The sequence below is a fragment of the Chryseobacterium luteum genome, from assembly GCF_000737785.1.
Taxonomy (GTDB): Bacteria; Bacteroidota; Bacteroidia; order Flavobacteriales; family Weeksellaceae; genus Chryseobacterium; species Chryseobacterium luteum.
In genome coordinates this window covers 20,989-34,092 of the sequence record NZ_JPRO01000029.1, presented here as the reverse complement: position 1 = coordinate 34,092, position 13,104 = coordinate 20,989, and the positions used below count along the sequence as shown (strand labels likewise).

Sequence of the window (13,104 nt, the reverse complement as noted above, 5' to 3'; positions counted from 1 at the left end):
AGGTAATAGGTAATAGGTAATAGGTAATAGGTAATAGGTAATAGGTAATAGGTAATAGGTAATAGGTAATAGGTAATAGGTAATAGGGGCGCGGACAGATCTTCACCACTCGACACGGATCACCTTATCTTCAATAAGTGCGGTTTAGCCCGTTCTCCAATGTATAGAGTAAACAAAGTCTTCAGCCTGAACTTAGATCAATATACATGAAATTAAAAATCTGCTCAATCTGCCTGATCTGCGAGAGATATTCCACCAGCTTAAAATCCCAACCAGGGGTTTATAAAATAATATCTGAAAAAAACTTTTGCGATCTGAGAAATCTGTGTGATAATAATCTCATTTTTAAACACTGTTTCAATTTTATAATTATTACCAGATAAAATATTTTTCTTCAATAAGATCAACACAAAATATGGATATTCATTTTGAGGATCAAAAGATCAAAAACTGCTGTTCTATCTATAATCATTCCTAACTTATCATTAATTACTTACCGTAAAAACTATTTTACTGTGGTAGGCTGCTGCAGGAATCGTTACAGAAACACCGCTTAGCTGATATTCTATATTAATTCCGCTATAGGATGTAACTGATAAGATAGTGGATATTCTGAATAGCTCAATAGCAGTCTGCGTCACTGTCTGATAAGCAGTTCCACCTGATATAACGCATCCTACACATAAAGTGGTTCCGTTGCTGGTTCTTTTTGCAGATAGAATTAATGAATTGTTCCATGTGGGATTAGCTTCATAATGTACATATACTTTTACGCTTCCAAGTAATGCAGGCAAGCCAACATTAAGAATAGTCTGGTTGGTTGCACTGCTATAAGTGCCGGTATAATTGTTTCCTGCTTCTGTAATGCTGGGAATACCTGCATTCCAATTGGTGCCTGAAACTATTACCGACTGTGCTTTACAGCAACAGCTGAACATGATAAAAACAAGACAGATATATTTTCCTGAATTTTTTTTATAGTGATTAATAATACGGGTACATTCCATTTTTTTAATTTATTCTGTAATAGTATATGTTATGACAACAGGTATATTGGTTATGGCTGAAAGATTAGCATACGTGTTTACAACAAGACTGATTGTAAGTTTGTGCCCATTATTAGGCCCATTTCCTGTAAAAGCACCTCCTATACCTGTAATGATGGTTGCTGCCGTCGTGGACAGGGTAACCAGCCCGGATGATGTACCTAATGTTCCGCCACCAGCTCCGGAGGCTGCCGCTGCCTGTATCCTTATATTAACTCCTGGGATAAGTTGATTCACAGAGGCTGTAACCCTTCTCGTAAGTCCTCCGGATGTAATTGCAGAAGTATAGTTAACCCATTTTGCGGTATTGGATGCAGGAGCGGTTAAAGCTTGTCCCGCTTCTGTAGGTGCCGTGAAATTCAAAGTAAAAGTTCCTGCGGGCTCTATATCTAACAGAGTGACAACAGGAAGAGTCACAGCAATAAGAGTCTGTGAAAACATTGTGCCGGACAGCACACAGAAAATTAAACATATTGCATGTTCCTTTAATCTCATTTTTTCTTCTTTATTTCGTTGTATCCTACTTTTATTGTTTCCTGTTGATATTTAATTTCACTTTGCTGTCTGACAATATGGATAGCCATATTTTGTGTTTGGGATGGCTTTAGATTAAATTCAAATGAATCTGCTGCTATTTTATACCGTTTATCCAAACCGTTTCTGTAAAGCTTAACTTTCCATTCTCCAGGACTCAGATAAGTAAAATCGAATGTTTCGCCGATAAATACTATTTTCCGGTAAGTCTGTTTCCCATCTGATACCTCAATAATGATACTCTGGTTTTTCTTTTTTCCTGTTTTAGGCTGAAAATGCACAAAACTGTACTGATTTTTTTCCTCATCTTCAGAAAGCAGTATGATTCCTTTAATGGTGGATGCAGTCGTTAAACCGAAATTGAAAATATTCTCTTTGTTGACGAGATGTAATGATGCGGGTAAAGAAATATCAGGAATATCATCAATTTCTGTAGTAGAGCGATCTATTTCAAGAAAGTAATCCCCGGGAACAATATTTTTAAATAAATAATTTCCGTCTCTGTCCGTAACAGATAGATTGCTGCCAAGCATTAATTTGATACCGTCTGTCTTTTTTACCCCGAGATTACTGATGTTTCCTGATAAGGAAGTATATTCAGCAGTCTTTTGTACAGGTACATTGAGGCGGAGTGTATAACGTAATGAAAATATAAAATCCTTGGTACCAAGCTCACCGCGCTGCAATGAATACCTTCCTGACAGATCGAGTTCGCTGCCTAGAAACAACTGCTGATGAAATAAAACTTCAAATAGATTCCTGTCTCTGAAATATTCTTCAGGCATATAATTATTCTGATAAAAAAGGCTCAGACTGTTCTTGTCGGAAAACCGGCTGAAGATCCTGGCTCCGTAATAGATTTGTTTCTCATTCTGCATCTGATATCTTGAAGTGATGGCATAGCTTGCATAAATATTAAAAGACGTTTTGAATTTTTCGAAGGCTATATTAGTGGTATAGAAACTCGAATTTCCATTAAATCCACTCAGATAGTTATTTGTTTTGCCAAACTGTCCCTGGAGGTTTACCTGAAATATTCCGATTTGCTGATCAACACTTACTTTAAAATATCGTTCATAATAATCAAACTGCTTAGGCTCCAGGCGGTCCTGATACTTTTGAAATCCGTTATAAAATGTCACCATACCGTTTTGCAGGTATTTATACTGGAATCCATACTGAAGAAAGCTTCTGTACGGTGCTGCAAGGAATAAAGTATCTCTCTGAAAGTTTCTGGCATCCTGTACATAATTGGCAAACACATTGATCCTTTTTGAAACAGTATACTGAAGGTTTCCGTTAAATGTACTGGTATTGGTAAAATATCCGGCAAATTCGGGACTTGCCCTCATGTACATGACATTCCCGTTAAGCCTTTCAAAGGTGGCCTGGGCCTGGGCCAGATAAGCAGTTCCTCTAATTTGTTCATTCTTACTGTATGCGGCCTCTCCGGAAAGGGTTATATTTTTCGAAATTTTAAATTTCCCGGCAGTGTAAGGAAGATGGGTTTCAGAATAAAGCCTGATGTTTCCGAAATTAATTTCCCCCTTCCTGGGAATTTTGTAAAGATATCCTGTTGTGATTTCAGATTCCTTACGGATTTTAAAGGTTGAATATATATTAAACTCATCTTTGATATCCCGGAAAAACCTGGGATGGTTATAGAAGCCGCCTAAGCTAATATTTTTTAAATCATAACGAATTTCCGCACCCCGGCCATATCTTGCAAACTCGGTTAAGTATGAAGCCGAATACATTTTATCACCCAGATGGACAAAAAAATTGTTTTTTTTATAATTAACAAAATATTCTTCATATTGGGTAAAGGAATTGAAGTCAACGGGATTGGCCGATACAGCATGAAATTCAATCTGATTTTTATTTTCTTTGTCTAAACTTCCTTTACCGTACACTTCTCCCTGAAAACCATCATCGTAAATACCCATATTTTTCATTCCTATAAAAGACAAGGATGCCGAAACAGGAAGTCTGTGGTAAATATCGTTTTCTACAGGTTTTACTGATATCACTTTTACACTTATATAGGCCGTCTGGTTTTCTTTTGTATTACCCGGAGAATAAACGGAGAGATTGAGATTCTGAAATTCATTTTGTCCCAGCTCCGGATTGGTGATCTTATAAATGTTAATTACTTTTGATTCGTTTGGAGCCAGAATGACAGAGGCATCATTTTCCACAACGGCATTTTTACTTTCCAGGATCAGATTTTCAGTGATATTGCCGTTATTTTTTAAAAGAAAGGATGCACGGATAGTTTCCCCTGCCCTGATCAACTCCGGCGAATTTAATGAAGTCAGGCTGAGTTTTCTGTTTCCGGAAATTGTAATCTCTGATGTTTTTGTAAAAGTTGCTCCGTTTTGCTGATCCGTTCCATGCAGAATAACGGAATACAGACCCTGTGATGCCTCTGCTGCAATGCGGATAGGAACAATATAAACTGTTTGTTCATTGGCTCCTATTTCAAATTCTGCTTTTGCTAAGATAGGAGTGATGAAAGGGTTTGAAGCAGCAACAGTGAGATCATATATTTTGTTTTCACCGGATATATTTCCCAAAGGAAATGAAATAGAAGTAGATATTCCCGGCATTAGGCTATCTTTTTTACCGGCCAGATTGGACAGCTTCTGAGAAAAAATAAATGCCGGAAACAGGGTTAACAGGATGATATATATCCAGATTTTACTCATTCTTTACTTCTAATTCCACATTGAGCGCGAATGCATTTTCTTCTTCATCGGTGGCTATAAGGACAGCCTTATACTGATCCACCGGAACTTTGCTGATATCAATATAAAAAGATTTGGAGGCCTGTGGCAATAATCCCATTGCAATGCTCGTATAGCTTCCGATCCGTTCGCCGGTTTTCCGGTTGTAGATTTCAACAGTTACAGTCGGTTTACAATATAGATTTCCGTTGTTGATTACTGCAATTTTTGCCGTTTGCTTCCCGTCTTCTTTCTCTATTTTTACACTTTCGAATTTAAGATCAGGTTTTGCCTTTTCTCCATAATCAGTAATGACCTGTACTGCATAGCGTATCACAGAAGTGATGTTTACTCCTGCCTTATCATCACTCGGTTTTATATCTTCTACAGGCTCTACAATGATCACACTCCAGTAGCTTCCGGGGCTGACAGGCTGATCCGGCACTGTAATTTCGTAGAATACTTCAGTTTTTTCTTTTCCCTTCAATGTGACCAGATTCGTATTAAGCTTTATCCAGTCGCCATTGGTTTTGCTGTTGGTACGTATAGCGGTATAACTTATAGATCCGTCAGCTTTATAGGTGAAATCCTGTAAAAACAGTTTTACGCTCTGAGGTTTACTGTCTGTATTTTCAATACCAATTTTCCCTTTATACACTTTTCCGTTTTCCACTTTGTAAGCATGGGTTAGGCCGTTTAGGACAACAATACCTGCCTGCAGAAAACTGAACTGAATCATTAGAAATATCAAAAGGAAAATGCGCTTTATCATAATTATGTAAAGTTTGGAATTAAATCATTGACCATATAAAACCGGGAAGAAACTGACAGGCGGCTTCTTCTGGTTTACCTTAAACTAAAAGTTTAGATTAATTGTCCGAGATTGTGTAAGTAACCGTAGCCAGGGTGGTAGCCGTTGCCTGCAGATCTGCATACGCCGCTACTCCTCCAGGTCCGCTTCCTGCTGCAAGAGCATAGGTAAGATTGTGCCCGTTATTGGCTCCGTTTCCGGTATAGGCACTTCCGATCCCTGAAATGATAGTTTGGTCTGCTGCGCTCAGGGTAATCTGGGCTGCTGGTGTACCTAATGTGCCGCCTCCGCTGCCTGTAGCCGCTGCTGCCGTGACATGGATATCTATTCCCGGAATAAGGGCATTTACTTTTACAGATACATTACGGGTAGGATCTGCTACAGATTTGATGGACGAATAATTCAGCCAAAGGGTATTGTCTGATGCGCTTGCCGTAACAGGATTACCCGCTTCAGTAGGTGCTGTAAACCCTAATGTAATGTTTTTCGTTGCTGCTGGTTCAATATCTACTAGTGCAACCTCGGGAATAGAAATTGTGATGGTGTGATTGTCGGTATTGGTATCCTGTGCCTGTAAACCACCGGAAAATGCGGCAGTCATTAAGCATACGACAATGTTTAGGTTTAATTTTTTCATGTTGTTTGTTAATTAGTTATGTGAATTTAATTAAAATAGATGCAGTATTGTAATAAAATTCTCTTTTTTAACCACTTACATGTGAATTATGTAAAACTACAGTATTGTGCTGGATCGTAATTATTGTAAAAGCCCTACACTATTTGTGCAAGGCTTCATATTCATTTATCGGCTTTTTGATTATGCCCAGTGAGGGTCGGAGACAGAAACTTTTCCGGTTTCTATTCTTCCCGCAAAATGCCAGATATGGTCATCAAGTATGACTTTTAAATCATACCAGCCTTTATTTTTACTGAGATCAATCGTTATTTTTTCTTCCGCCTGATGTAAAGAGACAGTTTTTTTATTTTTCTCATACAGATCTTCCACGGTAACGGAAACGTTTCCTTCCTTCTTTTTGAAAACCAATTCTACCTGATTTTTTGAACTGTTACTGATTAGCTTCACTTCTGTTTCAGGTATATTATTTCCGCTGAATTTCCGGAAAAAACCATTAGGCCCGAAAATTTCATAATCATATTTCCCTGGATGTACGGCATGTGAAAGTTCCATTTTTGAATACAGTGCGTAAGAGAAATAATAATTATCACTGTTGAGCTGTGTTCTGTCATAAATGAGTAGAGGAACACCGGCTTCTTTTAAATTCGTCATTTTGATCTTTCCGTTTTCCAGGTTGACATGGTAATGATAAGGAAGCGGATTGGAAGGCCTGCTTCCTCTTTCCTGAATTTCAAGAAAACGATCACTGATCTCATTTTCTGCATACCATTTCAGATCCGGGACAGGCTTGCTTTTGGCAGCATTGATGGTCTTTGCATAATCTTTCTGATCAAGGTAATCCATTTGGGGAGCCTTGGTGCCGGAAGAATTAAAAGCAGAAGTCAGATCGCCGCAAATTGCTCTTCTCCAATCGCTGATATTGTCAATTTTAACGTCTTTACCATATTTTTTCTGAATGAATTTTTCCAGGAACTGCAGAACGGAAGTATGATCGGAAACTTGGGAATTGATGAAGCCTCCTTTCGTCCACGGTGACGCAATGATCATTGGAACTCTATATCCCAAACCGACGGTTCCTTCTATTTTTTCATGGTCTTTCAGCGGAAGGGCAGACATGTACTCCTGGGATTTATCTACATATTCCACTCCTTTTTTACCATTCATGTCAACAGGTTGGCTTGGGTTGAGTGGTGGAGCAAATGGAAGAACGTGGTCGAAATATCCGTCGTTTTCATCATAATTGATAATGAAAATTGTTTTTTTCCAAGTCTCAGGATCTTTAGTCAGAATATTTAAAACCTCTGAAATGTACCATGCACCATACCAGGGCGATCCGGGATGATCAGAAAAATGTTCAGGAGCCACCAGCCAGGAAACTAAAGGAAGCTTTTTCTCTTCTACATCTTTCCGGAACTGGAACAGTACATCTCCTTTCGGAACAACCAGTCTTTCTCCGTTTTCATCATTTCCGATCTCCAGGTTCCAGTAGTCCGGATCATTAATATTTGTAGTAAAGGCTTTTTCGTGAAGATTTTTTTCCTGCTGTGAAAGTTTGGAATAATTTTCAGGAGTATATTTTTTCTGGTCTTCTTCAAGCTCAGCGATCATTGATTCCAGTCTTTTTTTCTGATCCGGTTTTTTTCCGATTTCCTCTTTCAGGTAAGCAATAATTTTAGGAATATTCTGATGATAGCCTTTTGAAAACTTGACATTGAATTTTGAAAACCATTCAATCGGGTTATCTGTAAAATTACTCAGCCAGGCTTCCTGTTCTCCGGACATTCCTTTTGGAAGGCTGATCTCGTTCTGGTAGATCTTCCATGAAACATTCTGTTCCTCCAGTATTTCGGGGAAGGTTTTCCAGTGTGCCTGTCTGGCTTTGTCATAATCAATGTTTTCATTATAGACATTGGCTTTTACTTTACCATTCTGCTGTTCCCTGAGTGTTCCCGACCAGTGGAAAAGTCTGTTTGGAGTAGTTCCCGTAAGTGAGGAGCAGAAGTATTGGTCAAATATGGTAAATGCATCTGCCAGCTGGTAATAAAAAGGAAGGTCTTCCCGGTTGTAATAACCTAAAGTAAGTGGAATACTTTTATAATCTTTATTTCCGGAGGCTTTAAACTGCAGCCATTTGTCGTATTTTCCTTTGTTCAAAGCTTTCTGCTGATCCGACCAGGAATGCGGAAGAGAGCTCATCCACGTAGATTTTGTATTTCTAAGATCTAGCCTTGCAGGTGAAGCATATTTCCCTGCATCATCTTTTTGAAAAAAAACGGAATGTCCGTCTTCTTTAACGAAAGCTCTTTTGTCAAGAAAGCCCCTTACCCCTTTTAATGCTCCGAAAGTATGGTCAAAAGAACGGTTTTCCTGCATCAGAATCACCACATGTTCTGCGTCATAAAAAGTAGACAGTGCTGCCGGCTCAATGGCCAGCGCTTTTAAAATGGCAGGATGAAGAACGCCTGAAGTTCCCAGCCCGGCCAGTAAAAGGCTTGATTTTTCTAAAAATTCTCTTCTGTTCATGTTCAATCAAAATAGGAAATAAACCGCAAGTTATTGGATTTTCCTGCGGTTTATCTTTTTTTATATAAATTTAAGTTCTTACTGAAGCCACCATGGTTTGGAATTGATATTGTCATTTCCTCCGTACTGGGCAGCCAGTGCAGCTTTCAGATTGATGCTGTTATAGTTATATTCAGCTTGCGGATATCTGAATCTGAATGGCGCAGAAACTCCTGTCTGCAGAGGATAGTTTGGATATCCTGTTCTTAAATAATCATAATAAGAGGTCCATTGGCTCTGGTGGAACATCGTCATATATTTCTGAGTCATGATCTTTTCCAAACGGGTCTGAAGCGGGTCAGCATCACTGTAAACCACTAATGGAGCTGCCAGATACTGATTCACATTGAACCCGGAGAAATATTGTCCCGGATTTTTTACATAAGTCTGATAAAAACTGAAACTTCCTTTTATGGCATTGTCATAATGTGTTTTAGCTGAACCGGAGATCCATCCTCTGGCTGCTGCTTCAGCAAGAATAAATTCAAGTTCCGGGTAGCTTAAGACGGAAGACGGTTCATTGGTAGGATCTTTATAAAACCGGTCATTTACTTTAGAAATATTTTTTGCAGTGATCAGTGCTGCATTGTCAGAATAGGAAGAAGTAGGGTTTCCTCCGTTGTATCCTGTAAAATCCGTAAGAGGCTTTCCTGCTTCTTTGGCTGCTGTGGTCTGTGCGGCAAAAGTGAAAAGACGCGGATCCTGTCTGGCCTTAAACAGATTGATAAAATAATCAGCCATATATAAGCTCGATCCGTAGCCGCTGTTGTTGAACATCGTATATCTGCTGTCTGCCGCATCAGCAAATTTAAGCTCTCCGTTATCTGAAATTGAGGTCATTAAAGCCTGACTTCCAGCGATAGAAGCAAATTCAGTGGCTACATTATAACTTCCCAGTGTGGATTTTTTAGACATGGTTATTAAAATCTTCAGTCGGAAAGAATTAATCAGCTTTTTCCATTTTGAGGCATCGCCGTTATAGATAATATCGCCTTCAATCTTATCACTGGAATTGATCAGCTCATTGGCCTCTTTCAGTTCCGATAAAATTCCTGCCATTACTGTTTCCTGGCTGTCGTATTTCGGCCGGGTGATTCCGGATTCACCTTTAGCTGCTTCTGTGTAAGGGATGCTTCCGAATTTCAAACTCAAATTAAAGAAATAATAGGCTCTGTAGAATTTACCGATAGCACTGTAATTTTTATTGTTGATCTTCTCGGCTTCCTGCATCATTTTTACTGTATTCAGGAGCCCTTTCGTGTATACATCGAAAGAGGTATCATTCCACTTCATGTACTGGTAGGTATTTTCTCCGTCTGTACCGATCATCATTCTCGAAGCATACATATTGTCGCCGTTGACCAGGAAGGCATCTTTTGAAACGTATGTCAGAAGAACTTTAGGATCTACGCTGGCCTGGTCATTGGGGTTTTCGTTGATCTTGTCAAGATCGGTCTCGCATGAAGACAGGATCAGAAGACCTGCAAAAGCAGTTGATCTCAGCCATTTAACCATTCTGTTATTTTGTGATTTCGCTGTAATATTGATATTCTTTTTCATTGTTCAGGATACTTGTTAATTAAAATTTAAGATTAAATCCAATCCCTATCCATCTGCTGGAAGGATCCTGGATATCATTGTTATCTTTCTTGAGCTGGTAATCCGGGTCGGAATAAAGATTCTTAGACTTTTTCCACATGGCCAGATTGTAAGCTGAAATATTGGCTGTGAAATTTTTTATCATTCCTTTTGGATTAAGGAGATAAGAAAAGTCATATTCCAGGACTACAGATCTCAGTTTGATAAAAGTTCTGTCGAAAACATTCGCAAACAATTCACTTTCATCTTCCGTTACCCTTGCCTGATAAGGATAGTTCTGTGCCCAGTCCTGAAAGCTGATCGGTTTTGTGTGTGGAGTATAGGTTCCGGTAGCTGCATTGTAATTGACGCCGTCCGGTACAAAATAATACGTACCCGGATTGGCATATTCAAGGTCTCTGTAGGCTGTTGAGTTCGGATGTTTCCCGCCCCACCACATTTTTTCTACCACCTGGGATCTCATGACACCACCTATGCTTCCGTCAATTCCGATATTCAGGGAGAACTTTTTATACTTAAAGGTATTATTGAAACCAAAAGTCCAGTCCGGGTTGAAGTGCCCCAGGTTACTTGGAGCATCTGCTCTTGTAGGCATTCCTGTGGCGGCATCCAGAACTACTTTTCCATCCGGGGATTTCTTCCAGGTATAATCGTAGAAGCTGTCCATTCTTTCGCCTAGCTTGATATTGTTGTAGTTCGGTATATCATCGTAAATAGAAGTAAGCTTCTGTTCATAAGTACTCCAGTTGATTAAAGATCTCCAGGTAAAATTGGCTGTTTTTACAGGAACCAGGCCTAAAGAGATTTCCAGGCCTTTCGTTGTATATTCATTTCCGTTTACATATTGCGAGGTAAAGGCTGATGACGGTGCAGCCGGGAATTCAAGGATATTGTTATAATCTAATGTTCTGAAATACGTAACATCCAAGGTAATTCTGTTTTTGAATAATCCTGCGCTTAATCCCAATTCATAAGATTTCGTCTGTTCCGGCTTTAAAGAATTTTCAACATTGAGTATGGTAGGATAGCTGAACATCGGGTTTCCATTAAAAGTGGCTCCTTGATTATTCAGATAGTAATTTCTTATTGAATAAGGCTGGAAATCATAGGCTACCTTGGCCCACGATGCTGAAAGCTTTAAAAGACTTACAGCTTCGGGCATTTTAACAAGGTTTGAAATAACCGCACTTACCGATGCAGAAGGATAAAAGTAAGATCTGTTGGCCTTCGGAAGGGTAGAGGACCAGTCATTACGTCCGGAAACATTGATGAAAAAAGCGTTGTACAATCCGATATCAATGGTTGAGTAGGCACTGTAGATCAGCTTTTCCTTGAGATAATCATAATATTTTACAACTCCGGTCGAATTTTCCAGGCTGTACAGTTCCGGAATTCTGAGCCCGTCTGTTGAAGCATTGTCAATATTGTTTTTATAATAAAACGTTGATCCTCCGGCATTGATCGTAAAATCGAAATTATCAGATATTTTTTTCTTGTAGGTGGCTAAGATATCGGAGTTCATATTCCATGTTTTGGAATCATTCAGGAGATAACCGCCGCTTCTCGGAGCACTGTAGTTAAAATAAGAGTAAGGACTTAATATTTCCTGTTTGTTGTGATTCTCAACAATGGATACCTTTCCTTTTACTGAGAAATCTTCCGTTGCTTTATATTCCAGACCCGTTTGTGTATTAATGATATTGGTTGTGTTTTTATTTTTATAATACTCAGCTCCGAACCATGGGTTATTGTACCATGCATAGTTCCAGTTAGCCTGTGCAGTACCTTCTTTACCCGGGATCCACATATGGTTTTTAAGGTCTCTTCCGTCTACATCCGCTCCCATCCAGATCAGGATGGTGTACATATGTCCGCTTGGGTTATAGTCGTAGTTGGGAATATTGGGGGTAAAGGTTTGGTTGAAATTGAATTTGGTATCAAAGGTTAATTTTTCTCCAAAATGATTTTCAGAAGAGAAGTTGACACCATAGCGCTGAAGGTAGGAACCAGGAACTCTGTCGTCATAGTTCATGAAATTCCCGGAGAGCCTGTAGATGTCTTTATTGTTTTTATAGCTTACTGCGAAACTGTTATTGTTGATCACAGCAGGCTTTAAAAAAGTATCTAAATTATCATGATACTGCCAGTCAATAGGAACTCTTTCATATCTTGATTTGTCATTGTACTGAGTTCCTGTTACCGCACCGTACCACGGAATCATCTGTCCCGTCAGCCTATCCCTGATCGGGCTGTTCCATTGGGCGATTTTCAGGCCGGGAACAAATTTTGGTCCCCAGATCATATCTCCATCGTTCACACCGCCGTCAGCTCCGTCCCAGAATTCATACTTTCCGTGAGATCCGTTTCCGTATTCGTTCTGGGTTTTCGGAAGATTGGTAAAACCTGCCGTCACCATTGTATTCTGTGAAAACTCTACGGAAAAGCCATTTTTCCTGGCGCCTTTAGTCGTAATTAAAACAGCTCCGTATCTTCCTCTGGAACCATACAGGGCAGAAGCCGTTGCTCCTTTCAGAACATTGATGTTCTCGATATTATTGGGATCCAGGTTCTGGAAAACTTCTTTCTCTACAATTACGCCATCGATCACGAAAACCAGATTGGAGTTTCCTCTCAGGGTAAACTGTGGAGCCTGTTGCATTCCTGTAGGGTTGGAAACATTAAGACCGGCTACCTGTCCTGAGAATAAATTTCCTATACTCGGGGTTGTAATGGTCTCAAACTGTTTGGTGCCGACTTCCTGGGTGGCATAGCCTATCTTTTCTTTCTTTTTGGCGATTCCTAGGGCCGTAATAACCACTCCTTCGATTTGTTTCTCATCCGCTTTTTTCAAAACAACGGAATACTGTCTTTTGGAAGTAACCTCTACAGTATCCATTGAAAAATCCGGAGCATAAAACTCAAGGATGTCTTTTGGATTGGCTGAAATGGTAAAATTACCGCTTTCATCCGTTACCGTCGTCTTCCCGGTGTTTTTGTCGGTAATGCTTACTCCGGAAACACTGGAGCCGTTTTCGGATTTTACATTTCCGGAAATGTTGATTTCCTGGGCAGTAAGATAAAGGGGGAGTAAAAAAACAGCAAAAGTAGCTAAAGTCTTCTTCATTTTTTTTGAGGACAAATTTAGCGGTGTACTGTTACCTGAATTTTAATGTGGTATTAAAATAAAAA

The 13,104-nt window shown here is 39.4% G+C and carries 8 protein-coding genes; all 8 read right to left on the bottom strand.

Annotated elements, in window-relative coordinates; genetic code table 11:
• Positions 1-485 precede the first annotated feature (485 nt).
• Positions 486-1,007 carry a hypothetical protein gene (locus IX38_RS20360; RefSeq protein WP_051884962.1) on the bottom strand — a complete coding sequence of 174 codons (522 nt, stop codon included), beginning with the start codon at positions 1,005-1,007 and terminating at the stop codon, positions 486-488.
• 9 nt (positions 1,008-1,016) lie between these two features.
• Positions 1,017-1,541: a hypothetical protein gene (locus IX38_RS20355; protein WP_034707800.1), complete on the bottom strand. Its 525-nt coding sequence runs from the start codon at positions 1,539-1,541 to the stop codon at positions 1,017-1,019.
• Complete coding sequence (locus IX38_RS20350; RefSeq protein WP_034707799.1) at positions 1,538-4,288, bottom strand: COG1470 family protein; 2,751 nt, start codon at positions 4,286-4,288, stop codon at positions 1,538-1,540. Before IX38_RS20350 ends, IX38_RS20355 begins: the two co-directional genes overlap by 4 nt.
• A complete protein-coding gene (locus IX38_RS20345; protein ID WP_034707798.1) occupies positions 4,281-5,078 on the bottom strand; it encodes a hypothetical protein in 798 nt (265 codons plus the stop codon). The genes IX38_RS20350 and IX38_RS20345 overlap by 8 nt, the downstream gene beginning before the upstream one ends.
• A gap of 97 nt (positions 5,079-5,175) precedes the next feature.
• On the bottom strand, positions 5,176-5,754 hold the full coding sequence (locus IX38_RS20340) for a hypothetical protein (protein WP_034707797.1): 579 nt from the start codon (positions 5,752-5,754) through the stop codon (positions 5,176-5,178).
• Between the two features lie 180 nt (positions 5,755-5,934).
• The gene (locus IX38_RS20335; RefSeq protein WP_034707796.1) at positions 5,935-8,277 is read right to left on the bottom strand and encodes a phosphocholine-specific phospholipase C; all 2,343 of its coding nucleotides are present in this window, start codon (positions 8,275-8,277) and stop codon (positions 5,935-5,937) included.
• 78 nt (positions 8,278-8,355) lie between these two features.
• Positions 8,356-9,831 (bottom strand): SusD/RagB family nutrient-binding outer membrane lipoprotein, encoded by a 1,476-nt coding sequence (locus IX38_RS20330; RefSeq protein WP_034707806.1) that lies wholly within the window; start codon positions 9,829-9,831, stop codon positions 8,356-8,358.
• Between the two features lie 64 nt (positions 9,832-9,895).
• On the bottom strand, positions 9,896-13,039 hold the full coding sequence (locus tag IX38_RS20325; RefSeq protein ID WP_034707795.1) for a SusC/RagA family TonB-linked outer membrane protein: 3,144 nt from the start codon (positions 13,037-13,039) through the stop codon (positions 9,896-9,898).
• Positions 13,040-13,104: the final 65 nt, after the last annotated feature.

What these genes read in the sequence shown, in the direction of transcription:
- IX38_RS20350 (WP_034707799.1), bottom strand. Translation starts at nt 4,288, where the DNA reads ATGAGTAAAATCTGGATATATATCATCCTGTTAACCCTGTTTCCGGCA.
- IX38_RS20335 (WP_034707796.1), bottom strand. Translation starts at nt 8,277, where the DNA reads ATGAACAGAAGAGAATTTTTAGAAAAATCAAGCCTTTTACTGGCCGGG.
- IX38_RS20340 (WP_034707797.1), bottom strand. Translation starts at nt 5,754, where the DNA reads ATGAAAAAATTAAACCTAAACATTGTCGTATGCTTAATGACTGCCGCA.
- IX38_RS20330 (WP_034707806.1), bottom strand. Translation starts at nt 9,831, where the DNA reads ATGGTTAAATGGCTGAGATCAACTGCTTTTGCAGGTCTTCTGATCCTG.
- IX38_RS20325 (WP_034707795.1), bottom strand. Translation starts at nt 13,039, where the DNA reads ATGAAGAAGACTTTAGCTACTTTTGCTGTTTTTTTACTCCCCCTTTAT.
- IX38_RS20355 (WP_034707800.1), bottom strand. Translation starts at nt 1,541, where the DNA reads ATGAGATTAAAGGAACATGCAATATGTTTAATTTTCTGTGTGCTGTCC.
- IX38_RS20360 (WP_051884962.1), bottom strand. Translation starts at nt 1,007, where the DNA reads ATGGAATGTACCCGTATTATTAATCACTATAAAAAAAATTCAGGAAAA.
- IX38_RS20345 (WP_034707798.1), bottom strand. Translation starts at nt 5,078, where the DNA reads ATGATAAAGCGCATTTTCCTTTTGATATTTCTAATGATTCAGTTCAGT.